The following is a 23,924-nucleotide window of genomic DNA, read 5'->3' as shown; positions in this document are numbered from 1 at the left end:
CGCTCACTTTCATGCCCCGTGCGCTGCACAGGAGAAAACCAGTGGATCAGCTTTCGATCATTGCCGACGGGCGAGCGCCCTGGTTCGTTGGCTGGGGCACGCTGGCGCTGATCAATGCCGGCCTGGCCCAGGGCAAGAACCGCAGTGGGCTGGCGTGGTTTCTGATTTCCCTGCTGATTGGACCCATCGCCACGCTGGTCTTGGTGGTGCTGCCCAAGGTGCGTTCGACCCTGTTCTGATGGGCCCGCTCTGATAGGCCTGTTCTGATAGGTAGGAGCCCACCCTGTGGGCTCCTACCGCGGGCGGATTACTCGCCCAGCGCTTCGCGCATGAATTCCGGCTGCGCCAGCGCACCCTTGTGGATCTCGGCGTTGTAGTAGCGCGTCGCGAAGTTCTTGCTGATGGCGCCGCGCTCGCGGAAGCCGGCCAAATCGCCACCCTTGCGAGCCATGGTGCAGCTCCACCAGCCGGTGGGGTAGCACGGCTGCGGGAACGGCAACGTCTTGACCGCATTGAAGCCGGTGGTGCGCATGGCCGAACGCATCGACTTGATCAGTTCGATATGGGCCAGCGGCGATTCGCTCTGCTGTACCAGGATGCCGCCGTGGCGCAGCGCTTTGAAGCAGCTGCCGTAGAACGCGGCGTTGAACAGGCCTTCGGCCGGACCGACCGGGTCGGTCGAGTCGACGATAATCAGGTCCAGCGATTCCGGCTCGGCTTCGGCCATGTACTTGATGCCGTCGATGAACAGCAGCTCGGCGCGCGGATCGTGGTTGGCATCGCACAGTTCCGGGAAGTACTGCTCGGCGAGGCGAGTGACGCGCTCGTCGATTTCCACCTGCACGGCCGATTCGACTTCTTCATGCTTGAGCACTTCACGCAGCGTGCCGCAGTCGCCGCCTCCGATGATCACCACACGCTTGGCGCGTGCATGGGTGAACAGCGCCGGGTGGGTCATCATCTCGTGATAGAGGAAGTTGTCGCGGGTGGTGAGCATCACGCAGCCGTCGATCACCATCAGGTTGCCCCAATCGGTGGTCTGGTAGATCTCGATAGTCTGGAACGGCGTTTTTTCGGCATGAAGCAGCTTCTCCACGCGGTAACCGATGGAGGAGCCGGAAGCTTGATGGGCTTCGGTGAACCAGCTGAGCTGCGACATGGTGGACGTTCCTGACGACGCGTAAGTGTGGGTAAAGAGGCGCAATTGTAGCCGCTTCGGGCGTGAAGGTGCCTGGCGGTTCTGACATCGTCACACTCGGCCATTACAATGCGCGCTTGGCCCCGCCGCGCCTGCGGCCCGCGGGGCTGACAAGTCCGTTCCGGCCCCGCGGCGTGCGAGGCTTCCGGCTGGGTCGGATAGATCTTCGTCAAGGCTCGCCGCTGCGACGACATGAACTCCGGGTGTCACACACCCGCTGTACAAGGAATCCCGTCCATGTCGAAGCTCTGGAACACTGACGCTGCCCGTCACACCTACGCCGTCCCGCATTGGGGCGACGGCTATGTGGACGTGGACGCCAACGGCCACATCGTGATGCGCCCGCGCGGCGCCAACGGCCCGAGCCTGTCGCTGCCCGAGATCGTGGATCGCGCTCGTGCCGAAGGCTTGCGCCTGCCGTTGCTTGTACGCTTCCCCGACATCCTGGCCGATCGCCTGGCGCGCTTGCAGGGCGCTTTCGCCAAGGCCATCGGCGAATGGAATTACGCGGGCGGTTATACGGCCGTCTATCCGATCAAGGTGAACCAGCAGCGCGGCGTGGCTGGCGAGCTGGTCGCTGCCGGTGAGCATGGCTTTGGCTTGGAAGCGGGTTCCAAGCCGGAGCTGATGGCGGTGCTGGCGATGGCGCGACCCGGCTCCATCGTGATCTGCAATGGCTACAAGGATCGTGAATATGTGCGGCTGGCGTTGATCGGCCGCAAGCTCGGCCTGCGCGTATACATCGTGATCGAAAAGCTCTCCGAGCTGGATCACGTGTTCAGCGAAGCCAAGGCGCTGGGTGTGGAACCGCTGCTCGGCGTGCGCGTGCGCCTGGCCTCCATCGGCGCCGGCAAATGGCAGAACACCGGCGGCGACAAGGGCAAGTTCGGGTTGTCGCCGAATCAGGTTCTCACGCTCATCCGTCGTCTGGACGAGGCCGGCCTCAAGCACACGCTGAAGCTGCAGCACTTCCACATGGGCTCGCAGATCTCCAACGTGCGCGACATCGCCTCCGGCATGCGCGAAGCCACACGTTATTTCGTCGAGCTGCGCCAGATGGGCGTGCCGCTGGAGATCGTCGACGTCGGCGGCGGCCTGGGCGTGGACTACGAAGGCTCGCGCTCGCGCAGCCACAACTCCATCAATTATTCGATCGAGCAATACGCTGCCACCATCGTGCAGTCGCTGGCCGAAGCCGTGGCCGAAGAAGGGCTGGCCGCGCCGCACATCATCACCGAGGCCGGCCGCGCCATGACCGCGCACCACGCCGTGATGGTGGTCAACGTGACCGAGGTGGAAGAGGTGCCGACCGGCACAATCCCGCCGATGCGCCACGACGAACCCGCCGTGCTGCGCCGCCTGCGCGAAACCTACGATGAGTTGGATCAGCGCCCCGCGCTGGAGCTGTTCCACGAAGCTCAGCATCATCTTGCCGAGGGCCAGACGCTGTATGCGCTGGGTCAGCTGGCGCTGGCCGACCGTGCGCAGTTGGACGAGATGTACTACGCCATCGCCAATGCCGTGCGCACTCGCCTGCTGCCGGCCGAGCGCTCGCATCGCCAGGCGCTGGACGAGTTGGACGAGAAGCTGGTGGACAAGTACTTCGTCAACTTCTCCGTGTTCGAATCCGTGCCGGACATCTGGGCCATCGAGCAGATCTTCCCGATCGCGCCGATCGCGCGTTTGAACGAAGCGCCGACACGTCGCGGTGTGATCGTTGACCTCACCTGCGATTCCGATGGCCGCATCGATCACTACGTGGACGCCGAGGGCGTAGACGTGAGCCTGCCACTGCATGCGCTCAACGAAGGTGAAAGCTATCGCCTGGGTATCTTCATGGTTGGCGCCTATCAGGAAACGCTGGGCGACATCCACAACCTGTTCGGCGATACCGACGCGGTGAACGTGCGTGTGAATGGCGATTCGTACGTCTTTGCGCATCGACGCCGCGGCGATACCACCGACTTGATGCTCGACTACGTTGGCTACGATCTGGAAGCGCTACGCCAAAGCTACCGCGAGCGCATCGCTGCAGCGGGTGTGCAGGGCGAGCAAGCCGAGCAGCTGTTTGTAACGTTGAATGAAGGATTGACCGGATATACCTACCTGTCGGAAGGCGTCCGCTAGACCTCTAAAGGGCGTGCTTTCCGTTTTCCCCCCACCCAAGCAGGAGCGGTTATGGCAAGTCTCGATGGAAAGGTTGCACTGATCACTGGAGCAGCAAGCGGCATTGGCAAGGCCATCGCCGAGCTGTACGCCAAGAACGGTGCAGCCGTGGCGATCGCCGACATCAACCAGCAGGCGGCGGATGCGGCGGCGGCGGAGATCAATGCGGCCGGAGGCAAAGCCATCGGCGTGGCCATGGACGTCACCGACGAAGCCGCGGTGAATGCCGGGACCGACAAAGTCGTCGCGGCATTCGGTCGTCTGGATATCCTGATTTCCAACGCGGGTGTGCAGATCATCAACCCGATCGACCAGTTCAGCTTCGCCGACTGGAAGAAGATGCTGGCGATCCATCTCGACGGCGGCTTTCTCACCACCAAGGCCGCGCTCAAGCACATGTACAAGGACGACGGCACGGGTAAGAGCCAGGGCGGCACCGTGATCTACATGGGCTCGGTGCATTCGCACGAAGCGTCCAAGCTCAAGTCTGCGTATGTCACCGCCAAGCACGGCCTGCTCGGCCTGGCCCGTACGCTGGCGAAGGAAGGCGCGCCGTACAACGTGCGCTCGCATGTGATCTGCCCGGGCTTCGTGCGCACGCCGCTGGTGGAGAAGCAGATTCCCGAACAGGCCAAGGAGCTGGGCATCAGCGAAGCTGACGTGATCAAGAACGTGATGCTCAAGGACACCGTGGACGGCGTGTTCACCACGGTAGAGGACATCGCGGAAACCGCGCTGTACCTGGCGGCATTCCCATCGGCGGCGCTGACCGGACAATCCTTCGTGGTCAGCCACGGTTGGTACATGCAGTAAACGCTTGACTGTCCCGCCGCGCCTGACGGGACGCTTTCTTCAATGCGTTGCATGAAGCGCGCGCCGACGGCGCGCGCCGGACCGAACTGCCACAAGGACTGCCCGATGAAGATTGCCGACATCAAAACCAACGCGTTTGCCATGCCACTGACCAGCCCGGCGTTTCCGCGCGGGCCGTATCGCTTCGTCAACCGCGAGTTCCTGGTCATCACCTATCGCACCGACCTCGATGCGCTGCGGGCAGTGGTGCCCGAGCCACTGGAAGTTACCGAGCCGCTGGTGAAGTACGAATTCATACGCATGCCCGATTCCACCGGGTTCGGCGACTACACCGAATCGGGGCAGGTGATTCCCGTCAGCTTCCGCGGCGAGCACGGCGGCTATGTGCATTCGATGTACCTCAACGATCACCCGCCGATCGCCGGTGGACGCGAGCTGTGGGGCTTTCCGAAAAAACTCGCCAGCCCGGTGCTGGAGACTGAGATCGATACCCTGGTCGGCACGCTCGACTATGGCAAGGTGCGCGTGGCCAAGGCCACCATGGGCTTCAAGCATCGCGATGCGGACCATGCCGCGGTGCTCGCCTCATTGGCCGCACCGAACTTCCTGCTTAAGATCATCCCGCATGTGGATGGAACGCCGCGCATTTGCGAACTGGTGCGTTACTTCACCACCAACGTCACGCTGAAAGGGGCCTGGGCGGGCCCGGCCTCGCTGGAGCTGCATCCGCATGCGCTGGCGCCGGTGGCCGACTTGCCGGTGCTCAAGATCGAATCCGCGGTGCATTTCATCACCGACCTCACGCTCGATCTCGGCACCGTGGTACATGACTACCTTGCGGAGGCTTGATCCGATGAGCAACGGCAAGAACGGCAGCACCAACGCACAGGCCGCGGCTAAAGCGGTCCGCGAAACCTACCCCACCGTTGCCCTGGTGCTGCAGGGCGGCGGCGCACTTGGCGCCTACCAGGCCGGCGTGTACCAGGCGCTGGCCGAAGCGGATCTACGGCCCAGTTGGATCGCCGGCATCTCCATCGGCGCCCTCAATGCGGCGATCATCGCCGGCAATCCGATCGGGCACCGGGTGGATCGGCTGCGCGAATTCTGGGAGACGATCTGCCGCCCGCCATTCTTCCCGGCCACGCCTGCCTTCGACAACAGCGCTTGGCCGTTGCCGTTGCAGAATGGCTTCAGCGGGCTGGCCGCATGGCGCGCGTTGACCGAAGGTCAATCCGGCTTCTTCCATCCCCGCTTTCCACCGCCGTTACTGCAGCGTGCGGCGACGCCCGCCACGATCAGCTGGTACGACACTGCGCCGTTGCGCAGCACGCTGGAGCGGCTGGTGGATTTCGATCGCATCAACGATGCGCGTTCGATGCGCGTGTCGATAGGCGCGGTGAATGTGCGTACCGGCAACTTCGCCTATTTCGACAATACGCAGGGGCCGCTGCGCGTCGAACACTTCATGGCCTCGGGTGCCTTGCCGCCCGGGTTTCCAGCGGTGGAGATCGATGGCGAGTTCTACTGGGATGGCGGCATGGTTTCCAACACGCCGCTGTACAAAGTGTTGTCGGAGCGGCCTTGTCATGACGCGCTGATTTTCCAGGTGGATCTATGGCATGCGTCCGGCCAGCTGCCGCGTGATCTTTCCGGGGTAGCCGAGCGCGCCAAGGAAATTCAGTACTCCAGCCGTACGCGCTTGATCACCGAGTACATGCGTCTGACGCAGGAGAACCAGCGCCTGGTTCACGAGCTGATGGCGTTGGTGCCGCCGGAGCGGCGCAACGATCCAGCTTATCGCCGTGCGGAAGCCCGGGCGTCTGGCGCACTGACCAACCTGATCCACTTGATCTATCGCGACAAGCCGTATGAAGGTCATTACAAGGATTACGAGTTCAGTGCGAGCAGTATGCAGACGCATTGGCAAAGCGGCTTGAGCGATATGCACCACACGTTGACGCATCCGCATTGGCTGGATGCGCCGACTGGCGAGCATCCTTTCGTTACGCACGACTTGCACCGAGCTTGACGCCGTACTCCCTCTCCCTCGTTCACAGATTTGTGTACGGGGGAGAGGGTTGGGGTGAGGGGCGGGTGCTCGCGACACCGTTTCTATCGCTCAATCTCGTTACTATGGACGTCCATATCGCGCGTCTACGCCGCGACGCTTTCGCAGCATCCCCAAGGAAACGCAATGACCCTCAAAGCAGCATTTATCGGACTTGGTGCCATGGGGGCGCCGATGGCTGGGCATCTGAAGTCCAAAGGCCTGTTGCACGCTGTGGCCAATCGCACGCAGTCCAAGGCCGACGCGCTGGCGCGTGAGCTTGGTGTGCTGGCGCCTTCGTTGGCTGAGCTAGCCGCGCAGTGCGATGTGATCGCGCTGTGTGTCACAGCCGACGCCGATGTGCTCGGCACGATCGACGCGCTGGCGCCGCATCTCAAGCCGGGGGCCATCGTGGTGGATCACTCCACCGTATCGCCCGTGACGGCGAAGCAGGCAGCGGCACGACTCGCCGCGATCGGCGTGTCCTTCCTGGACGCACCGGTGTCAGGCGGCGTGGAGGGTGCGAAGAACGGCAAGCTGTCCGTGATGGTGGGCGGCGATGCGCAGGTGCTGGAAAAGGCTCGGCCGGTGCTGGAGGCTTACGCGTTGCGCGTGACGCACTTGGGTGATGTCGGCGCCGGCCAGGCGACGAAGGCGGTGAATCAGGTCTTGGTCGCTGGTATCGCGCAGGCAGTGTGCGAGGGTCTCGCTCTTGGCGAAGCCCTCGGTCTGGATCCCGAACGTTTGTTGCCGACACTCGGTGCTGGCGCGGCCGGCAGCTGGTTCCTGGAGAAGCGCGGCGCCACCATGATGCGCAACGAGTTCAGCGTCGGCTTCAAGCTAGCGTTGCTGCACAAGGATCTGGGCATCGTGCGCGGCATCGCCGAGGATGCCGGCACTGGCCGCACCGTGATCGAGAAGTCGCTGGCCGACTACGCCGAGTTGATGAGCCAGGGTTATGGCGATGACGACATCTCGGCTCTGATCCGGCTGAAGCGGAAGAGCTGAGCGCCGGCGGTATGGGCGGCGCCATCCCGATATCATCATCGGCCTGATCAAATCGAAGATGGGCAAATCGTCCACGTGATCCAAATGACAAGGGCGCCATCGGCGCCCTTGTCATATCTCCTGTTCGTCGGCCAGCAGGAAGGCTTATTTGCCTTCTTTCAGCGCAATCGCATTGATGCCGGCGGAGCTGAGGCGCTGCTTGGTCGATTCCAGTTCGGTGGCGGACTTGAACGGGCCCAGGCGCACGCGGTTATAGCTCTGGCCGTTGACGTTGACCGAAGCCACGTTGGCGACGAAACCTTGCAAGGCGAGCTTGGCCTTCAGGCTTTCCGCATCGGCGGCGCTCGGGAACGCGCCGACCTGCAACAGATAGCCGCTGCCGGCGGCGGGCTGTGGAGCAGCGGCAGCCGGGGCGGCCGTGATGTTTTCCGTCACTGCGGCAGGCGCACTGGCCTGCGCGCGCTGGGCAGCGGCCTGTTGTTGGGCCTGTTGAGCCTGTGCCTGTTGCTGCGCGGCTTGCTGCTGCTTCTGTTGCTCGGCCCGGGCCTGCGCGCTGATCTCCGCATCCGGGATGCGCACTTCCTTCTCCGACAGCACCGAATAGAAGTCGAACTGCGGCTTCTTCGGCGCAGGCGCGGACTCGCTGGCAGTCGGCTCGACCGCACCGGCGTCGCTGCCGTGCTGTGCGGTGGCTTGCGCGTTCGGCTGCGGGCCATCGGTGGGGCGGGCGCCCATCGGCAAGCGGCCGCGCATGGCGAACATCAGCACGGCACCCACCAGGATGCCGACAATGGCCCAACCCCAGGCTGGGAAACCGCCACTGTTGTTGCGCACGGCCTGACGGCCTTTGCCCTTGCGTGGTGCCATTTACATGCTCTCCGGGGCGCTGAGGCCCAGCAAATCAAGCCCGTTCCTGAGCACCTGCCGCGTCGCCACCACGAGTGCGAGGCGCGCGTCGCGCAGGTCTTTGTCTTCCACCAGGAACTGATACGAGTTGTAGTACGTGTGGAAGGCGTTCGCCAGTTCGCGCAGCCAGTTGGCGATCACATGCGGTTCGAGGTTCGCCGCGGCGGCCTCGACCTGCTCGGGATACTTGGACAGCTCAGTGAGCAGGATCTGCTCGTGTTCGTTGTCCAGCCGTGCAAGCTGCGCCAGCCCATTCTGCAGATCGAAGGTGAACCCTTTCTCGCCGGCCTGACGCAGCACGCTGCAGACGCGGGCATGGGCGTACTGGATGTAGTACACCGGGTTGTCGTTGCTCTGCGAACGGGCCAGGTCGATGTCGAATACCAACTGCGAATCGGCCTTGCGCGAGATCAGGAAGTAACGCGTCGCGTCCTTGCCTACCTCGTCGATCAGGTCCCGGAGTGTGAGGTAACCACCAGCGCGTTTTCCAAGTTTCACCTCTTGGCCACCGCGCATCACGGTCACCATCTGATGCAACACATATTCCGGATAGCCCTTGGGGATACCGCAGTCCAGTGCTTGTAAGCCGGCCTTCACGCGGGCCAGGCTGCCATGGTGGTCGGAACCCAGCTCGGTGATGGCGCGCTCGTAGCCACGCTGCCACTTGCTGCGGTGGTAAGCCACGTCGGGCAGGAAGTAGGTATAGGTGCCATCGGACTTGCGCATCACGCGGTCCTTGTCGTCACCGAAATCGGTGGATCGCAGCCACAGTGCGCCGCCTTCCTCGTAGGTGTGGCCATGGGCGACCAGCTCGCGCACGGTCTCTTCCACTTTGCCGTTGGTGTACAGCGATGATTCCAGAAAGTAGATGTCGAAGCCGACCCCGAAGGCCTTTAGATCCAGATCCTGCTCATGGCGTAGGCTTGCCACGGCGAATTGGCGTATGGCGTCAAGGTCGTCGACGTTCCTAGCACCGATGACGGTGTGGCCATCAGCCACGACTGACTCACCAGCCATATATGCTCTTGCCACTTCGGCAATGTAGTCACCCCTGTAGCCATCCTCCGGCCAGCCAGCGTCATCAGGGGTGATGCCGCGCGCACGCGCCTGGGTGGAAATGGCCAGATTGTGGATCTGCACGCCTGCGTCGTTGTAATAGAACTCACGCTTCACGTTCCAGCCGTTGGCGTCGAGCAGGCGGCTCAGGCAATCGCCGATGGCCGCCGCGCGGCCGTGGCCGACGTGCAGCGGGCCGGTTGGATTGGCCGAGACAAACTCCACACCTGCGGTCTTGCCGCCGCCATGGGCATTGCGGCCGTAGACGTCGCCCTCGGCCATGATGCGGCGCACTTCGGCGTGATAGGCGCCGGGAGCCAGGGAGAAATTGATGAAGCCCGGGCCGGCGATCTCCACCTTGGCCACCAGTTCATTAGTGGGCAGGGCAGCGACCAACTTTTCGGCCAGCTCGCGCGGCTTGGCGCGTGCCGGCTTGGCCAGCAGCATGGCGGCGTTGCTGGCGAAATCACCGTGTTCGCGGTTGCGCGTACGCTCGATGACGAAGTTCGGCACTTCGAGGTCGGCGGCCAGGGTGGAGTCGTTCTGCAGGGACCGGATGGCCTGCAGCAGCAGTTCGCGCAGCGATGATTTCACGGGGCAGGGTCAGGCTTCGATGGAACCGGCAATCCTATCAGAGCCGGTTCCCGGTCTCCGAGTACGAAGCGCCTGTTCCAGGTCTCCGCACGGGCCAGGCGGAGACCGGGAAAAGCCTCTGACACGTGGATACGTCAATGGCACAGGCATGCTGCGTCGCGAGCGTGGGGCCTGTGGATAAGTCTGTGAAGAAAGCAATGACGCCGCGCGAGGCCGGCGCGATTTTCCGAGCGGAAATGGAAATGTCATGAAAATACATGAATTAAATCAATATGTTAAATGAACAATTTGATGGTGTTGACAGAAGGTGGCTGGCAAGGGCCATTCTTGTGCCTGTGTGCATAAGTTGGGCCGTCCGGAATCGGGGTTGGCGTTGTCGAGTCGTCACGCGCCTGTCATGCGGCACTGCGAAAATGTCTCCCGTACCTCCAAGCACCCTCCCCGCTGAAGAGGTATACGAGACGCCGTCACTCTCACTCTCCCCAAGAAAACGGCCTAACGGCGCGGTCCCTACCGCGCCGTTGTTTTTTTGGGGGCGCTCAAAGCATTCCCAGCGCAGCCATCGACACCGGCTCCTCCGCGCCGATCACCAGATGATCGAGTACGCGTACATCCACCAACTGCAGGGCATCGCGCAGGGCGTGGGTGATGGCGCGGTCTGCGTTGCTGGGTTCGGCCACCCCGGACGGGTGGTTGTGGGCGAGAATCACCGCGCAGGCGTTGTGCTTCAGGCAGGCGCGAACCACCTCGCGCGGATGCACGCTGGCGCCGTCCACGGTGCCACGGAACAGCTCTTCGAAGGCCAGCACACGGTGGCGGTTGTCCAGGTACAGGCAGGCAAACACTTCGTAGGGCAGGTGGCGCAGCTGGGCGCGAAGGTAGTCGCCGCTGTCGCGGGGATTGCGCAGACTGGTACCCGCCGTCAGTTGCTCGCCCAACGAGCGGCGCGCCAGTTCCAGCGAGGCAATCAGGCGGGCCCGTTTGGCGGGGCCGATGCCAGGGTGGCGTGTGGTGTTGTCGGGATCGGCCAGCAGGGCATGCAGGCCGCCAGCGGCCATGATCAGTTCCCGCGCCAGAGTGATGGCGTCCTTCCCGCGGACGCCACTGCCCAGCAGCACGGCGATCAGCTCGGCATCGGAGAGCCCGCGGGTACCGCGGCGCAGCAGTTTTTCGCGGGGGCGTTCGCCCTCCGGCCAGTCACGAATACTCATCCGCGCAGATTGTCGGATCGCCGCGCGCAGGGGCAGCGGTGGAGACAGGTGAATCCGGTAAGCTAGACGTCTGCCCGTTTGTCAGGCCCGTCTTACATGCAACTTGCCCACCGTCGCATCCTGCTCGGCGTGTCGGGCGGCATCGCCGCCTACAAGTCCTGCGAACTGGTTCGCCGCCTGCGCGACCTCGGCGCCGAAGTGCGCGTCGTGATGACCGAAGGCGCCACCCATTTCGTCAGCCCCACGACGTTCCAGGCGCTGTCTGGTGAGAGCGTGCGGGTGAGCCTATGGGACGAACAGGCCGAGATGGCGATGGGTCATATCGAGCTGGCGCGCTGGGCCGAGCGGATCATCATCGCGCCCGCCAGCGCCGATCTGATGGCCCGCCTCGCGCATGGTTTTGCCAATGACCTGCTGACCACCTTGTGCCTGGCCAGCCCTGCGCCGCTGTATGTCGCGCCAGCGATGAACCAGCAGATGTGGGCGCATCCTGCCGTGCAGGAGAACGTCGATATCTTGCGCCGCCGCGGCGTGCATCTGCTCGGGCCGGCCTCGGGCGATCAGGCCTGTGGCGACATCGGCTCCGGTCGCATGCTCGAACCGCTGGAGCTGCGCGAGGCATTGGTGGCGTCCTTCGGCAGCGCAGTCCTGCATGGGCTGAAAGTGGTAGTGAGCGCGGGGCCGACCTATGAGGACATCGACCCGGTGCGCTTCATCGGCAATCGCAGTTCCGGCCGCATGGGCTTCGCGGTGGCTGAAGCCGCCGCGCAGGCCGGTGCGGAGGTGACCCTCGTGGCAGGTCCCGTGGGCCTGGCCACGCCGCCTGGCGTAGTGCGCCGCGTCGACGTGCGCACCGCGGCGGACATGCATGCGGCTGTGTTGGCGGCCGCCGCGAAGGCGGATATTTATGTGGGCGCGGCGGCCGTGGGCGACTATCGCCCTTCGGTGGTCGCCAGCCACAAGCTCAAGAAGCACGACGGAGCCGGGCTGATTTTGGAGCTGGCCGAGAATCCGGACATCCTGACCAGTCTGTCTGCGCAAACCGTGCACCCCTTCCTGGTCGGATTCGCCGCGGAAACGCATGATGTGGCGTCATATGCGCAGGACAAACTTCAGCGCAAAGGATTGGACATGATCGCCGCCAACCAAGTGGGAGACGGCCTCGGCTTCGAGGCTGCCGACAATGCATTGCACCTGTACTGGGCCGGCGGCTCGGTGGAGCTGCCGCGCGCCAGCAAGACGGTGCTGGCGCATCAATTGGTCGCCCAGGTCGCACAGCGCTACAAAGCGGTGCGCCAGTGACGGGCCGATCGTCGGCGGTCGACGTCGAACTGAAGATCCTCGATCCTCGCCTGGGCGACAGCATCCCGTTGCCGCAAACGGCCACGCTTGGCAGCGCCGGTATGGATCTGCGCGCCGCCGTCGATGAGCCGCTGACCTTGGCGCCGGGGGAAAGCGCGCTGGTTCCCAGCGGCATCGCCATCCACATCGGCGACCCGGGCTGGTGCGCGCTGATCGTGCCGCGCTCCGGTCTGGGCCATAAGCACGGCTTGGTGATGGGCAACTTGGTGGGCGTGATCGACGCCGATTACCAGGGGCCGTTGATGATTTCCTGCTGGAACCGCGGCACGCAGCCGTACACCATCGCGGTGGGCGATCGCATCGCCCAGCTGCTGCTGGTGCCGGTGGCGCAGGCGCGCTTGAACGTAGTGACGGAATTTGCGCCTTCGCATCGGGGCGAAGGTGGCTTCGGATCGACCGGCGTCAACTGAACGACCTGTTGGAGGGGACAGGCATGGCGATAGACATCGCGAGGGGGCCGCGCGGCCGGCAGATCGAATGGCAGCGTCTGCTGCCATTTGCTGCGGGCACGCTGTTGATGGTGCTGGGTCTGTTTTGCGCTTGGCAGACCTGGCAAATCGCCGACGAAAGCAGCGCGATCGAGCGCGTGCGTCAGGCACAGGATCAAGCGGTGCAGGCGCTAGGCAGCGATATGGCGCAACAGCGGGCTGCACTGGAACAAGCGGTGGCCGCCATGCCTCCAGATGCATGGCAGACCGACCCCGCCGCCGCTGCCACAGCGCTCCGCGGCCAGTTGCCCCAGGTGCTGGCGTTGGAATTCTTCAGCGGCAACCTCGATGAAGTGCTGCATGCCAACTACCGCGAGTTCGGCTACGCGAAGGCCGCCCAGCTGATGACCTCGCAGACGGTGGATGGCATCACGTTGTTCCAGACCGTGCGAATGATGAGCGGCGAGCGGCGACTGACCCTGGCATTGCCCATTGGACAGCCGCAGCGCCCCCTGGCCTGGGTCTGGTTCGAGCTGCCGTTTGCACTGGTTCAACAGCGTTTCGACGCTATTCCGCCTGCAGGGGGCAGACTGGAGCTTCATCAGGGCAATGACCACAGCATGCAGCTGTTGGCCCACGGCGCGGCTTCTGCCATGAGCGAGATGCGGGGCAAGCCCATCGTGGGCAGCACGTTGAGCGTGGTGGCGGGCCTTCCTGATGCCTTTATCCTTTTGCCGCGATTCTGGCCGTTCACCGCACTGCTAGCATTGCTGGGACTGGGTGGCGGCGCTTACCTGATCTGGCTGCGCGATCACTCGCCCGGCCGACGCAAGACCGAACTTGAGGAACCGATTTTGTCCGACGTGATTGAGAACACCCCCGAGCCGGCCAAGCCGGCGTCAGCCCGTCCCGCCAAGCCGGCCGCGGCGGCGCCCGCCGCTCCGGTCAGCGTGGACCCGACGATCTTCCGCGCGTATGACGTGCGCGGCGTGGTCGGCAAGAGCCTGACCAAGGATGTCGCCCAACTGCTGGGTCAGGCGATCGGTACGGTGATGCGCGAGAAGGGCCTGCGCGAGATCGTGGTGGGTCGCGATGGTCGCCTGTCCGGTCCTGAGCTGGCTGGCGCGTTGTCCGATGGCTTGCGCGAGGCGGGCATCGATGTCATCGACATCGGTGCGGTGCCGACCCCGGTGGTGTACTACGCCGCTTACCGCTTCAACACCGGTAGCGGCGTGGCGGTGACCGGTAGCCACAACCCGCCGGACTACAACGGCTTCAAGATCGTGGTGGGCGGCGAGACGCTGTCCGAAGGTGCCATCCAGGATCTCTATCACCGCATCGCCTCCAACGAACTGGAGCGCGGCGGCAGGGGCAGCTTGCGCCATATCGACGTGGTGCCGGATTACATCGAGCGCATCACTTCCGACGTGCAGGCCGAGCGCCGCATGAAGATTGTGGTCGACTGCGGCAACGGCATCCCCGGCGCGGTGGCGCCGCAGGTGCTCGAAGGCATCGGATGCGAAGTGATTCCGTTGTATTGCGATGTGGACGGCACCTTCCCGAACCACCATCCGGACCCGTCCGATCCGCATAACCTGGAAGACCTGATCCTCGCGGTGAAGAGCACCGGCGCCGACCTCGGCGTGGCCTTCGACGGCGATGGCGACCGCCTTGGCGTGGTGACCAAGGCCGGAGAGATCATCTTCCCGGATCGCACCCTGATGCTGTTCGCACGTGACGTGCTGTCGCGTCAGCCAGGTGCCACCATCATCTACGACGTGAAGTGCACGGGTCACCTCAAGGGGCAGATCCTCGACGCTGGCGGCAGCCCGCTGATGTGGCGCACCGGCCATTCACTAATCAAGAGCAAGATGCGCGAGACCGGCGCTGAGCTGGCTGGCGAGATGAGCGGTCACTTCTTCTTCAAGGAGCGTTGGTACGGCTTCGATGACGGCATTTATGCCTGCGCTCGTTTGCTGGAAATCCTCGCCAGCGATCCGGAGGAACGTACGCCGGACGCGATCTTCGCTACCTGCCCGAAAGGCGTCTCCACGCCCGAGCTGAAGATCGAGATGGAGGAAGGCGAGCACTACAAGTTCATCGAGAAGTTCCGCCAGAGCGCGACCTTCGGCGATGTCGCGCTCACCACCATCGATGGCGTGCGTGCGGACTGGCCGGATGGCTGGGGCCTGGTGCGCCCGTCCAACACCACGCCGATTTTGGTGCTGCGATTCGATGCAGACAACGACGCTGCGCTCAAGCGCATTCAGCACGTATTCCGCGAGCAGCTTCTGGCAGTGGATGCGGGGTTGAAGCTGCCGTTCTGAGCCAGTGGTTTTTCGCGAGCCTTGCACGGGGTGCAAGGCTCGCAGACCACTAACCCTTACTTCTGCGCCGCCTTCAACTCACGATAATGTTGAAGTTGCTGCACCATCTTCTGACTGGTGACGTCTCGTGTGGCTTGCTCGCGATCCAGCGTGGCGCGTTGCCCGGCAACGATGCTGCGCTGCTTGGCGATGCTGTCGCTGAGAACTTTGGGCACTGGCTGCTTGGCATGCTCAAGATCACCGGCGCGGCTCAGCAGATCCGTTAACGCCTTCTCCTGACTGCGCAGGTTGATTTGCGTGGTGTGGATCTGCTGGTCGATGTTGTCCAGCTCCTGCTGCAGCGTGGCTTTGTAGGCATCCTCGGTGGGATAGGCCGACAACATCTGAGAATCGTTGCGGGCCCGCTCCTGAGCGGCGCGCTGCTGTGCCGCCAGTTCATCCGCCTGTTTGTGCGCGGCGGCGCGTTCCTCGGGATTGAGCTGCCGCTCGACGTGCTGGATGACCAGGCCGCGGTCGTTGACCACGTCGTAGCCATATTTGATGGCATCGGTGCTGAGGCTGTCGCTGTAATGCGGCAGGCCCTGGCTGTCGTGCCATTTGTAGCGCATGCCGTTGTTGTTCTGGCTGCTCTGCGCGGCACAGGTGAGCGTACCCGTCGCCATGATGGCGGTGACTAAGATGAGACTGGTTTTACGCATGGACTTCCCCCTTGAGGGCGGGAGTATAGCCCTCGCAGATGCACGCTTCGGCGACGGTATATCACAGCCGCCGTGATGCGGTTCTCCTACCGGCCGGGTAGGCGATTCATGCACTCACGCCGTAGCGTTCCCGATAAGCCCGCAGGCGTGCATGCTCGCCGGCCAGCTCCGGGTGTTCGCCTGCGTAAGCCATCACGTCGGCGAGGCTGGTGATGGCGATTACTGGAATACCGAACTCAGCAGTGACTTCCTGCGCTGCCGACAGTGAACCCTGCCCGCGCTCCTGACGATCCAGCGCGATCAGCACGCCGGCCGGTGTCGCACCGTGGGCGCGGATCAGCGCCAGTGATTCGCGCACCGCGGTGCCAGCTGTCATCACATCGTCCACGATCAGCACGTGCCCTTTGAGCGGGGCACCTACCAACACGCCGCCTTCGCCATGATCCTTGGCTTCCTTGCGGTTGTAGGCCCAGGGCAGGTCGCGGTCATGCTGGTCGGCTAGTGCAATCGCCGTAGCCGCCGCCAATGCGATGCCTTTGTAGGCGGGGCCGAACAGCATGTCGACCCCGAGATCGGCGTTCGCCACCGCCGACGCATAGGCACGGCCCAGGCGAGCCAGCGCGGCGCCGGAATCGATGCGACCCATATTGAAGAAGTACGGGCTCTGTCGGCCGGATTTGAGCGTGAACTCGCCAAAGCACAGCACTTCGCGCTGCAGGGTAAGTTCGATGAAATCGCGCTGGTAGTCGTGCACGGCAGGTCTCGCAAGGTCAGGATGCTAAGGAAGCGGGCACCACATCAAATGTTGTGGCCCGGAACGCCCGCCATGGTACAGCTCGCCGCTGTCCACGAAGCCGGCTCGCAGATAAAGCGCCCGCGCAGCAAGGTTGCGGCAGTTCACGGTCAATACCAGCAGGCGGGCTTCGGCGTGGCGCATCGCAAGATCGTCGTTCAAGGCGGCGAGCGCCGGCGTGCCGAAGCCGCGCCCCTGCCAGTTCATGTCGATAAAGAGCGATCGCAGACCCAGCGCGGGCACATCGAAATCGCGGTCCGCCACGCTGCGTGCGCTGTGTTCGATGCGGTAATAACCCACGGGCGTGCCGCCGAACAGGATCGTCATCGGCGTGCTGCCGGGGCACTGTTCCGCGTCGGCCAGTGAGACATCGATGGGACTGACAAAAGCATACTGTTCGGGTTGCACGCGCAGACCCAGTACGGCAGAGCGGAGTTCGGCCGTGACGGGGGCGACGCGAATGGCGGGTGGCTCGGGCATGGTTGCTATGATGGCGCATCACTCAAGGATTTCGCATGCGCATCATCAGCCTCAACGCCAATGGCATCCGCTCGGCCGCGAACAAGGGCGTGTTCGAATGGTTACGCAAGCAACAGGCCGACGTGGTCTGCCTGCAGGAAACCAAGGCGCAGGAAGATCAGCTCAGCGACCCCATGTTCCGCCCCGATGGTCACCACTGCTTCTACCGCGATGCCACCAGCAAGAAGGGCTACAGCGGCGTAGCGATCTATGCGAAGCGCGAGCCGGACCAGGTGCTGACGGAGCTGGGCTGGGACGAGTTCGACAACGAAGGGCGCTATATCGAGGCGCGTTTCGGCAACTTGAGCGTGGTGTCGCTGTACGTGCCGTCCGGCTCGTCCGGCGACGAGCGCCAGCAGTTCAAGTTCAAAGTGATGGAATGGATCACCCCGATCTTCCAGCAATGGCTGGAAAGCGGCCGCGACTACGTGATTTGTGGCGACTGGAACATCGTTCATACCAAGAACGACATCAAGAACTGGAGCTCCAATCAGAAGAATTCCGGCTGTCTGCCGGATGAGCGCGCCTGGCTTGACCTGCTGTTCCAGCAGCGCGGATGGGTAGATAGCTTCCGCGTCATCAAGCCCGATGCAGTGGAATACACGTGGTGGTCTAACCGCGGGCAGGCCCGAGCGAACAATGTGGGGTGGCGCATCGACTACCAGGTGGTAACACCTTCGCTGCGCGACCGTCTGAAGGCTTGTTCGGTCTACCGTGACGAGCGCTTCTCCGACCATGCGCCGTATACGGTCGACTATGCCGACTGAGATGTCGGCAACAAAACCGGCTGACGCAGTGGCTAAACCCGCGCACCTGTCGGTATGGAAAGCCTTCTCCCAGCCTGCGGCCTGGACCATGTTCCTGCTCGGCTTCTCATCGGGCCTGCCGTTCTTGCTGGTGGCCGGCACGCTCGCCTACTGGCTGAAGGAGAAGGGCATTGAGCTGAAGGACATCACGATGATCGCGAGCGCGGGGATGACTTACGCGTTCAAGTTCGTCTGGGCGCCATTGCTCGATCATTGGAAGCTTCCCGGGTTTCGCCGGCTGGGGCAGCGCCGCGGTTGGTTGTTGTTCGCGCAGTTGGGTGTGGCTGCTGGCCTGCTCGCGATGGCGGTGTTGACGCCGGCGCAGCTGGTGCCGTTTGTCGTGGCGACGCTCGCGGTGGCGTTCTTCGGTGCCACCCAGGATATCGCGGTGGACGCTTATCGCATCGAGATCGCGCCGGTGGAAGCGCAAGGTGCTTTGGTCGCGACTTATTCACTGGGCTACCGCATCGCGCTGATCGCGGCCGGCGCGCTGGCCTTGATCATGGCGGATCACGTTCCCTGGAGCTGGGTGTATGTGGCGATGGCGATTGGCATGGGCTTGCCGGTGGCCACCACCCTGATCTCGCGCGAGCCGGATGTGATCCGCGCTGTCCCTCGCAGCTGGGGTGATGCGATGCGCGAGGCGGTGGTCGACCCTTTCGCCGATTTCTTCCGTCGCTACGGCTGGCATATAGCGGGTGTGACGCTGCTGTTCATCCTGCTGTTCAAGATTCCGGAACAGGCCACCATCGGCGGCGTGATGAGCCCGTTCTACCGCGACATGGGGTTCTCCAAGACCGAGATCGGCACCATCACCAAGATCTACGGCATCTGGATTGGCATCGTCGGCGTGTTCATCGGTGGCGCGGCAGTGGCGCGTTGGGGTGCATGGCGTACGTTGGGTGTGACCATCGTGCTCTGTGGAGCGAGCAATCTGTTATACCTGCTGGTGATCGGGCATCCGGGTAACTTGCTCGTACTCACCTTGGTGATTTCCGGAGAGAATCTCACGCTGGGCATTCTCGGGCCGCCGACAGTGGCCTTCCTGTCCTCGCTGGTGAATCGCCAACACACGGCGACGCAGTACGCGCTGCTGAGTTCCCTGGTGAACCTGCCAGGCAAGTTGTTGGGCTTCTTCGCTGGCGGCATCGCCATGTCCACTGGGTACGGGGCCTATTTCGTCATCACCGTGGTGGCGATCCTGCCTGCCACGGCATTGTTCCTGTATCTGTGGCCCTTTCATCGCGGCACCGAGCGAGCGAGAGAAGGAGAGTAAGTCCAGCTTCGGGCGGGCCCTGCGAGGCCGCGTTTCGAGATTGCCAACCATGCCGCGAATTTGGCCGAACAACCGACTTGCCAGCCGGCCGCGCCGTGATCACCATGCCTTCGTCAGGGGGCCATGCGTGATCAGGGAGCACAACGCCTGTGCCAGACATCGTCATACGCCATATCGACGGCCTCATGGCTGAGCGAATCAAGTCACTGGCCAAAGACCGGCAGTGGTCGATCAATGATGTGGTACTGCATGCGTTACGGCATGGCCTGGGTATGGCTTCGGGCAACATTTTCGCCGAAACCATGCTCAATCCGGACGAGCTGACCGTGCTGAGCGGTCAATGGGATGCCAGGGAGAAGGCCGCCTTGCAGGAGGCTATTCAGGCCTTGTCATTGACGAGGCCGACGCAGTTGTCGCCGGCCAACTTGTCACTGGACGAGTCGTTAGGCTGAAGCGGGATAGATCCCGCCCAACACACGCGGACCGCGCGCACCGGTCACCGCCGGCAAGTTGCCGGGCAGGCCGAGCAAGCGTTGTCGGGCCAGCCAGGCGAACGCCGTGGCTTCGAGGTAATCCGGATCGATGCCGAAATCCGCGGTGCTGCGCGTCGCCCGCGGCGCCAACAGCTCCGTCAGTCGCTGCATCAGCACACTATTGTGTACGCCGCCGCCGCAGGCCAGGACGTCGACCACGTCCGGAGCATGACGCAGGATGGCCTCGGCCACACTGCGCGCGGAAAACTCCAGAAGCGTCGCCTGCACGTCTGCCGCTGCCAACGTAGCCACGCGTGGATGCGCATCCAGCCAGGCCAGGTGGAAGTGCTCGCGCCCGGTGCTCTTGGGCGGGGGCAGGGCGAAATAGGGATCGGCCAATAGCCCGGTCAGCAACACATCGTCCACCGCGCCGCTGCGCGCGAAGGCGCCGTCGTGGTCGAAGGCCTCGCCGCGATGGCGCAGGCACCATGCATCCATCAGTCCATTGGCTGGGCCGGTATCGAAGCCAACTACGCGGCCGTCGGCGCCGAGTACGGTGATGTTCGCGATGCCGCCGAGGTTGAGCACCACACGGGTTTTCCCTGTAAGGGAAAGCAGCATGGCGTGTACGGCGGGCAATAGAGGTGCACCCTGGCCGCCGGCGGCGACATCGGCACGGCGGAAATCCGCGATCACGTCGATACCGCAACGCTCGGCGATGACCGAGGGGTCGCCCACCTGCAAAGTGAAGGGGTAGTCGCCCTGCGGGCGATGCCGCAAGGTCTGACCGTGCGAGCCCACGGCGCGCACGGCGGATGCCGCTGTGCCACTGCTCTCCAGCAACCGTTGCGTGGCCTCGGCGAAGCATTGGCCGATGGCTACATCCAGCTGCCCATAGGCATCGAGATCGAGGCGGGTTTCGTCCTGTGCCACGGCGAGAATGCGCGCGCGCAGTGTCTCCGGCCACGGATGGGTAAGTGCCGCAAGCAACTGCGGCCGGTCCTGCTCGAAGCGCACCAGCGCGGCGTCGATGCCGTCGGCGCTGGTGCCGGAAATCAGGCCGATATAGAGCGCTGCGGCTTCATTCACGTGAGGCGGCGGCTCAGTCGTCGTTGCGCGAAGTGCCGCCGACGCGGGCCAGCTTGATGTTCGCGTCCAGCGCTTTGAGGCGAGCCAGCTGCGGCTGGACCACCTGCGACTTGAACTTCGCCATCTGCGCGCCGGGCAGCGGCTCCGGCTTGGGCAAGGTGACCTTCTGTGGGTCGCGTTGCACATTGTTGACGCGGAATTCGTAGTGCAGATGCGGGCCAGTGGCGAGGCCGGTCATGCCGACGAAACCGATCACCGAGCCCTGGCTGACGCGCTGCCCCAACTTGACGTTGGCGAATTTGGACATGTGCCCATAGGCCGTGCTGATCGAGCTGTTGTGCTGGAGGATCACGAAGTTGCCGTAGCCGTTCATCCAGCCCTTGTATTTCACCACGCCGTCGCCGGCCGCGTGAATCGGCGTGCCGGTGGGGGCGGCGTAATCCACGCCCTGATGCGCGCGCATGCGGCCCAGGATCGGATGCATGCGTGCCGCGCTGAACTGTGAGGAGATGCGGGTGAAGTCCACCGGGATGCGCAGGAACGACTTCTGGATGGGGCGGCCGTCCTCACTAAACCAGCCGTAGCTGCCGTCGTCTTTCTTGAAGCGGTAGGCCGTGTAGCGCTCGCCCTGGTTGACGAACTCAGCGGCGACGATCTCGCCTTCGTGCAAATACGCGCCGTCGCGGTACACGTCGTCGTAGATCACGGTGAAGCTATCGCCTTCGCGCAGGTCCTGCACGAAGTCGATGTCGTATTTGAAGAGTTCGGCGAGCTTGAGCACCATCGCGTTGCTCATGCCTGCCTTGGAGCCAGCGGCGAACAGCGAGCTGTCGATGATGCCGTGCGATACGTGCTCGCGACGTTCCACCTCGCGCGTCTGCGCGGTAACGGTGGGCTTGTCGCCGTCGAAGCGGACGATGGCGCGGCTCGCTTCATCCTTGTCGAAACGAATGCCGCGCAAGCTGCCGTCGGTGCCTAGAAGGAAGTCGAACTCCTGGCCCGGGCGGATGTTATGCAGCGCTTTCGCGTCGCCGGCTTCGTCCATGACGCGCTGGAGATCGGTAAGGCTAAGACCCTGGCTCTGAAAGATGTCGGAGAGCGTCTGGCCGGGCTGCACCTGTACGATATGCCAGTCCTCGACGGTCGGCGCACGTACGGCGGTTTCTGGCAGGGCCTTGGGCAGCGCCAGCGGCAGCATCGCGTGGGCAGTGGGCACTGGGTCGGGACGCATCGCGCTGGCCCAGGCGGGAATGATGAAGCCAGAAAGCGCGGTGATCAGCAGGGCCGTGCCGGCGAGCATCCAGCGCTCACGATGCCAGCGGATCGGCTCGGCATCGTTGTGATTGCAAAAGGACCAGTGCGAAAAACGCTCGTAAAAGTGAGAGTGCCGACGCTGCGCCTTGCGGCGGATAGCTTGTTTGCGCGCTGCACGCGCGATCTGCGTTCCCTCACCCATGCCCAGCGCGCCCCGGTACAAATTATGTAATGCCGCGTACCATAACGGCCCTGTGTAAATGGCGTCAACGCCTTTTCCATCAAGGGTTTGCGTGATGTTTGCGGTTAACGCACAATTAACGCCGCGACGTGACGGCCGTCGACTCTTTGGCTGTCTAGACAACAATGATTTGAGGATTGCATGAACGAGCTTGAGCAGGCGCTGACCACTATCGCGCGCGGCGCCGACGAAATCATCAAGCGAGAGGATTTGGTCGAACGCCTCAAGAGTGGGCGTCCGCTGCGCATCAAGGCTGGCTTCGACCCGACCGCGCCGGATCTCCACCTCGGCCACACGGTGCTGTTGAACAAGATGCGCCAGTTCCAGGATCTGGGGCACCAGGTGATTTTTCTGATTGGCGATTTCACCGGCATGATTGGTGATCCCACCGGCAAGAACATCACGCGTAAGCCGCTCACGCGCGAGGATGTACTGGCCAATGCCGAGACCTACGCCGAGCAGGTCTATAAGGTGCTTGATCGCGACAAGACCGAGCTGCGCTTCAACTCCGAATGGTTCGGCCAGATGACCGCGGCCGACATGATCAAGCTCGCCGCACAGCATACGGTGGCGCGCATGCTTGAGCGTGACGACTTCGCCAAGCGTTATGCCGGGCAGCAGCCCATCGCCATCCATGAGTTCCTCTATCCGCTGGTTCAGGGCTACGACTCCGTAGCGCTCAAGTGCGACGTCGAACTCGGTGGCACCGACCAGAAATTCAATTTGCTGATGGGCCGCGCCCTGCAGGAGCACCACGGCCAGCCACCGCAGATCGTGTTGACCATGCCCCTGTTGGAGGGGCTGGACGGCGTCAACAAGATGTCCAAGTCACTCGGCAACTACATCGGCATCAACGAGCCGGCGATCGACATCGTCACCAAGACCATGAAGATCGGCGATGAGCTGATGTGGCGTTGGTTTGAGCTGCTGAGCTTCGAGGTGTCGCTCGATGAGCTCGCCCAGATGAAGCGTGATATCGACAGCGGGGCACTCAATCCGCGCGACGCCAAACTGCGACTGGCGCGTGAATTGACGGTGCGCTTCCACGGTGCGGAGGCCGCCGAGCAGGCGATTGCCGGCTGGCACGCCGTCGTGCGTGGCGAAGGCGATACCGGCCTGCTTCCGCTTAGTGAGATCGTTGTGCCAGCAGAGGGCCTGCGTCTGCCCGCGCTGCTCACGGCGGCAGGGCTCACTGCTAGTAACTCGGAAGCGAACCGCAAGCTCAAAGAGCGTGCGGTTCGCATCGACGCTGAAGTGGTGGAGGACGCGCAACGCGTGTTCGAGGCAGGCTTTGAGGCCGTGCTGCAGGTGGGCAAGCGTAACTTCGCGCGCGTATCTTTGAAGCTTGCGTGAGCCAAAGGCGGCGACGCATGCCGTCGCTCCCCGCAGCGTCGTGCCACGCTACGAGGAATAACAAGCGCTTACGAAAAACTTCAAAAAAGTTTCACGATTTCGCTTGCCAAACATGGGGGCCATCCTTAGTATTCGCCTCCCCGCCGCTGCAGCGTCACAGCACGGCAACAACCACAGCAAAAAATTTCTTCGCTGCAGGTGTTGACGAGATGGAAAGACGATGTAGAATGGGCGGCTCACCCGGGACGAAACGTTTCGGGGCGACTTGAAGAAAGAGTCGCAAGTGATTGATCTTTGACAGTGTGC

Annotated in this window: 22 protein-coding genes; 13 read left to right on the top strand and 9 right to left on the bottom strand. The window is 63.4% G+C overall.

Annotated features, from left to right (window positions below; translation table 11 throughout):
* The first annotated feature begins 41 nt into the window (after positions 1 to 41).
* Entirely contained in the window at positions 42 to 239 is a 198-nt protein-coding gene (locus OUZ45_RS03760; protein WP_266168591.1) for an antitermination protein NusB, read from the top strand.
* A gap of 68 nt (positions 240 to 307) precedes the next feature.
* On the opposite strand, the gene speE is transcribed toward OUZ45_RS03760, so the two are convergent.
* The gene (speE, locus tag OUZ45_RS03755) at positions 308 to 1,159 is read right to left on the bottom strand and encodes a polyamine aminopropyltransferase (RefSeq protein ID WP_266168590.1); all 852 of its coding nucleotides are present in this window, start codon (positions 1,157 to 1,159) and stop codon (positions 308 to 310) included.
* Positions 1,160 to 1,435: 276 nt separating this feature from the next.
* On the opposite strand from speE, the gene speA reads away from it, so the two are divergent.
* From speA to OUZ45_RS03730, 5 genes are all read left to right on the top strand, one after another.
* A complete protein-coding gene (gene speA, locus OUZ45_RS03750; RefSeq protein ID WP_266168589.1) occupies positions 1,436 to 3,325 on the top strand; it encodes a biosynthetic arginine decarboxylase in 1,890 nt (629 codons plus the stop codon).
* 51 nt (positions 3,326 to 3,376) lie between these two features.
* Entirely contained in the window at positions 3,377 to 4,177 is an 801-nt protein-coding gene (locus OUZ45_RS03745) for a 3-hydroxybutyrate dehydrogenase (protein ID WP_266168588.1), read from the top strand.
* Positions 4,178 to 4,282: 105 nt separating this feature from the next.
* Positions 4,283 to 5,026 (top strand): acetoacetate decarboxylase, encoded by a 744-nt coding sequence (locus OUZ45_RS03740; RefSeq protein WP_266168587.1) that lies wholly within the window; start codon positions 4,283 to 4,285, stop codon positions 5,024 to 5,026.
* Between the two features lie 4 nt (positions 5,027 to 5,030).
* Complete coding sequence (locus OUZ45_RS03735) at positions 5,031 to 6,206, top strand: patatin-like phospholipase family protein (protein WP_266168586.1); 1,176 nt, start codon at positions 5,031 to 5,033, stop codon at positions 6,204 to 6,206.
* 165 nt (positions 6,207 to 6,371) lie between these two features.
* Positions 6,372 to 7,232, top strand: coding sequence for an NAD(P)-dependent oxidoreductase (locus OUZ45_RS03730; RefSeq protein WP_266168585.1), 861 nt, complete (start codon positions 6,372 to 6,374; stop codon positions 7,230 to 7,232).
* Between the two features lie 144 nt (positions 7,233 to 7,376).
* Here OUZ45_RS03730 and OUZ45_RS03725 read toward each other — a convergent pair whose 3' ends face one another.
* From OUZ45_RS03725 to radC, 3 genes are all read right to left on the bottom strand, one after another.
* Complete coding sequence (locus tag OUZ45_RS03725) at positions 7,377 to 8,099, bottom strand: SPOR domain-containing protein (protein ID WP_266168584.1); 723 nt, start codon at positions 8,097 to 8,099, stop codon at positions 7,377 to 7,379.
* On the bottom strand, positions 8,100 to 9,788 hold the full coding sequence (argS, locus tag OUZ45_RS03720) for an arginine--tRNA ligase (protein WP_266168583.1): 1,689 nt from the start codon (positions 9,786 to 9,788) through the stop codon (positions 8,100 to 8,102). It lies immediately after the preceding gene.
* A 539-nt stretch (positions 9,789 to 10,327) separates the two neighbouring features.
* On the bottom strand, positions 10,328 to 10,999 hold the full coding sequence (radC, locus tag OUZ45_RS03715; protein WP_266168582.1) for a RadC family protein: 672 nt from the start codon (positions 10,997 to 10,999) through the stop codon (positions 10,328 to 10,330).
* Between the two features lie 96 nt (positions 11,000 to 11,095).
* Here radC and coaBC point away from each other — a divergent pair, with 96 nt between their 5' ends.
* From coaBC to OUZ45_RS03700, 3 genes are read left to right on the top strand one after another with little or no spacing between them, the layout of a single operon-like run.
* Positions 11,096 to 12,301, top strand: a complete 1,206-nt coding sequence (gene coaBC, locus OUZ45_RS03710; RefSeq protein WP_266168581.1) for a bifunctional phosphopantothenoylcysteine decarboxylase/phosphopantothenate--cysteine ligase CoaBC — start codon at positions 11,096 to 11,098, stop codon at positions 12,299 to 12,301.
* On the top strand, positions 12,298 to 12,771 hold the full coding sequence (dut, locus tag OUZ45_RS03705) for a dUTP diphosphatase (RefSeq protein WP_266168580.1): 474 nt from the start codon (positions 12,298 to 12,300) through the stop codon (positions 12,769 to 12,771). Before coaBC ends, dut begins: the two co-directional genes overlap by 4 nt.
* Positions 12,772 to 12,794: 23 nt before the next feature.
* Positions 12,795 to 15,116, top strand: a complete 2,322-nt coding sequence (locus tag OUZ45_RS03700) for a phosphomannomutase/phosphoglucomutase (RefSeq protein WP_266168579.1) — start codon at positions 12,795 to 12,797, stop codon at positions 15,114 to 15,116.
* Between the two features lie 56 nt (positions 15,117 to 15,172).
* Here OUZ45_RS03700 and OUZ45_RS03695 read toward each other — a convergent pair whose 3' ends face one another.
* The 3 genes from OUZ45_RS03695 to OUZ45_RS03685 form a co-directional block, all read right to left on the bottom strand.
* Positions 15,173 to 15,814 carry a DUF4124 domain-containing protein gene (locus tag OUZ45_RS03695; RefSeq protein ID WP_266168578.1) on the bottom strand — a complete coding sequence of 214 codons (642 nt, stop codon included), beginning with the start codon at positions 15,812 to 15,814 and terminating at the stop codon, positions 15,173 to 15,175.
* Positions 15,815 to 15,920: 106 nt separating this feature from the next.
* Positions 15,921 to 16,568 carry an orotate phosphoribosyltransferase gene (gene pyrE, locus OUZ45_RS03690; protein WP_266168577.1) on the bottom strand — a complete coding sequence of 216 codons (648 nt, stop codon included), beginning with the start codon at positions 16,566 to 16,568 and terminating at the stop codon, positions 15,921 to 15,923.
* 24 nt (positions 16,569 to 16,592) lie between these two features.
* Positions 16,593 to 17,087, bottom strand: a complete 495-nt coding sequence (locus OUZ45_RS03685) for a GNAT family N-acetyltransferase (RefSeq protein WP_266168576.1) — start codon at positions 17,085 to 17,087, stop codon at positions 16,593 to 16,595.
* A 35-nt stretch (positions 17,088 to 17,122) separates the two neighbouring features.
* Here OUZ45_RS03685 and OUZ45_RS03680 point away from each other — a divergent pair, with 35 nt between their 5' ends.
* The 3 genes from OUZ45_RS03680 to OUZ45_RS03670 all read left to right on the top strand — a co-directional run bounded on the left by OUZ45_RS03680 (position 17,123) and on the right by OUZ45_RS03670 (position 19,660).
* Entirely contained in the window at positions 17,123 to 17,893 is a 771-nt protein-coding gene (locus OUZ45_RS03680) for an exodeoxyribonuclease III (RefSeq protein ID WP_266168575.1), read from the top strand.
* A gap of 1 nt (position 17,894) precedes the next feature.
* Positions 17,895 to 19,208 (top strand): AmpG family muropeptide MFS transporter, encoded by a 1,314-nt coding sequence (locus OUZ45_RS03675; RefSeq protein ID WP_266168574.1) that lies wholly within the window; start codon positions 17,895 to 17,897, stop codon positions 19,206 to 19,208.
* A gap of 185 nt (positions 19,209 to 19,393) precedes the next feature.
* On the top strand, positions 19,394 to 19,660 hold the full coding sequence (locus tag OUZ45_RS03670) for a hypothetical protein (RefSeq protein WP_266168573.1): 267 nt from the start codon (positions 19,394 to 19,396) through the stop codon (positions 19,658 to 19,660).
* Here the strand turns inward: OUZ45_RS03670 and OUZ45_RS03665 are convergent.
* Positions 19,652 to 20,770, bottom strand: coding sequence for an anhydro-N-acetylmuramic acid kinase (locus OUZ45_RS03665; RefSeq protein ID WP_266168572.1), 1,119 nt, complete (start codon positions 20,768 to 20,770; stop codon positions 19,652 to 19,654). The two genes, OUZ45_RS03670 and OUZ45_RS03665, sit on opposite strands and share 9 nt — an antisense overlap.
* 13 nt (positions 20,771 to 20,783) lie before the next feature.
* Complete coding sequence (locus tag OUZ45_RS03660) at positions 20,784 to 22,226, bottom strand: OapA family protein (protein WP_266168571.1); 1,443 nt, start codon at positions 22,224 to 22,226, stop codon at positions 20,784 to 20,786.
* 180 nt (positions 22,227 to 22,406) lie between these two features.
* Between OUZ45_RS03660 and tyrS the strand changes: the two genes are divergently transcribed.
* Complete coding sequence (gene tyrS, locus OUZ45_RS03655; protein WP_266168570.1) at positions 22,407 to 23,618, top strand: tyrosine--tRNA ligase; 1,212 nt, start codon at positions 22,407 to 22,409, stop codon at positions 23,616 to 23,618.
* Positions 23,619 to 23,924: the final 306 nt, after the last annotated feature.

The organism is Dyella subtropica (assembly GCF_026283965.1).
In the GTDB taxonomy this organism is placed as follows: Bacteria; Pseudomonadota; Gammaproteobacteria; order Xanthomonadales; family Rhodanobacteraceae; genus Dyella_D; species Dyella_D subtropica.
This window is presented reverse-complemented; position numbering and strand designations above follow the sequence as displayed.

What these genes read in the sequence shown, in the direction of transcription:
- speE (WP_266168590.1), bottom strand. Translation starts at nt 1,159, where the DNA reads ATGTCGCAGCTCAGCTGGTTCACCGAAGCCCATCAAGCTTCCGGCTCC.
- speA (WP_266168589.1), top strand. Translation starts at nt 1,436, where the DNA reads ATGTCGAAGCTCTGGAACACTGACGCTGCCCGTCACACCTACGCCGTC.
- OUZ45_RS03745 (WP_266168588.1), top strand. Translation starts at nt 3,377, where the DNA reads ATGGCAAGTCTCGATGGAAAGGTTGCACTGATCACTGGAGCAGCAAGC.
- OUZ45_RS03740 (WP_266168587.1), top strand. Translation starts at nt 4,283, where the DNA reads ATGAAGATTGCCGACATCAAAACCAACGCGTTTGCCATGCCACTGACC.
- OUZ45_RS03735 (WP_266168586.1), top strand. Translation starts at nt 5,031, where the DNA reads ATGAGCAACGGCAAGAACGGCAGCACCAACGCACAGGCCGCGGCTAAA.
- OUZ45_RS03730 (WP_266168585.1), top strand. Translation starts at nt 6,372, where the DNA reads ATGACCCTCAAAGCAGCATTTATCGGACTTGGTGCCATGGGGGCGCCG.
- OUZ45_RS03725 (WP_266168584.1), bottom strand. Translation starts at nt 8,099, where the DNA reads ATGGCACCACGCAAGGGCAAAGGCCGTCAGGCCGTGCGCAACAACAGT.
- radC (WP_266168582.1), bottom strand. Translation starts at nt 10,999, where the DNA reads ATGAGTATTCGTGACTGGCCGGAGGGCGAACGCCCCCGCGAAAAACTG.
- coaBC (WP_266168581.1), top strand. Translation starts at nt 11,096, where the DNA reads ATGCAACTTGCCCACCGTCGCATCCTGCTCGGCGTGTCGGGCGGCATC.
- OUZ45_RS03700 (WP_266168579.1), top strand. Translation starts at nt 12,795, where the DNA reads ATGGCGATAGACATCGCGAGGGGGCCGCGCGGCCGGCAGATCGAATGG.
- OUZ45_RS03695 (WP_266168578.1), bottom strand. Translation starts at nt 15,814, where the DNA reads ATGCGTAAAACCAGTCTCATCTTAGTCACCGCCATCATGGCGACGGGT.
- OUZ45_RS03685 (WP_266168576.1), bottom strand. Translation starts at nt 17,087, where the DNA reads ATGCCCGAGCCACCCGCCATTCGCGTCGCCCCCGTCACGGCCGAACTC.
- OUZ45_RS03680 (WP_266168575.1), top strand. Translation starts at nt 17,123, where the DNA reads ATGCGCATCATCAGCCTCAACGCCAATGGCATCCGCTCGGCCGCGAAC.
- OUZ45_RS03675 (WP_266168574.1), top strand. Translation starts at nt 17,895, where the DNA reads ATGTCGGCAACAAAACCGGCTGACGCAGTGGCTAAACCCGCGCACCTG.
- OUZ45_RS03670 (WP_266168573.1), top strand. Translation starts at nt 19,394, where the DNA reads ATGGCTGAGCGAATCAAGTCACTGGCCAAAGACCGGCAGTGGTCGATC.
- OUZ45_RS03660 (WP_266168571.1), bottom strand. Translation starts at nt 22,226, where the DNA reads ATGGGTGAGGGAACGCAGATCGCGCGTGCAGCGCGCAAACAAGCTATC.
- tyrS (WP_266168570.1), top strand. Translation starts at nt 22,407, where the DNA reads ATGAACGAGCTTGAGCAGGCGCTGACCACTATCGCGCGCGGCGCCGAC.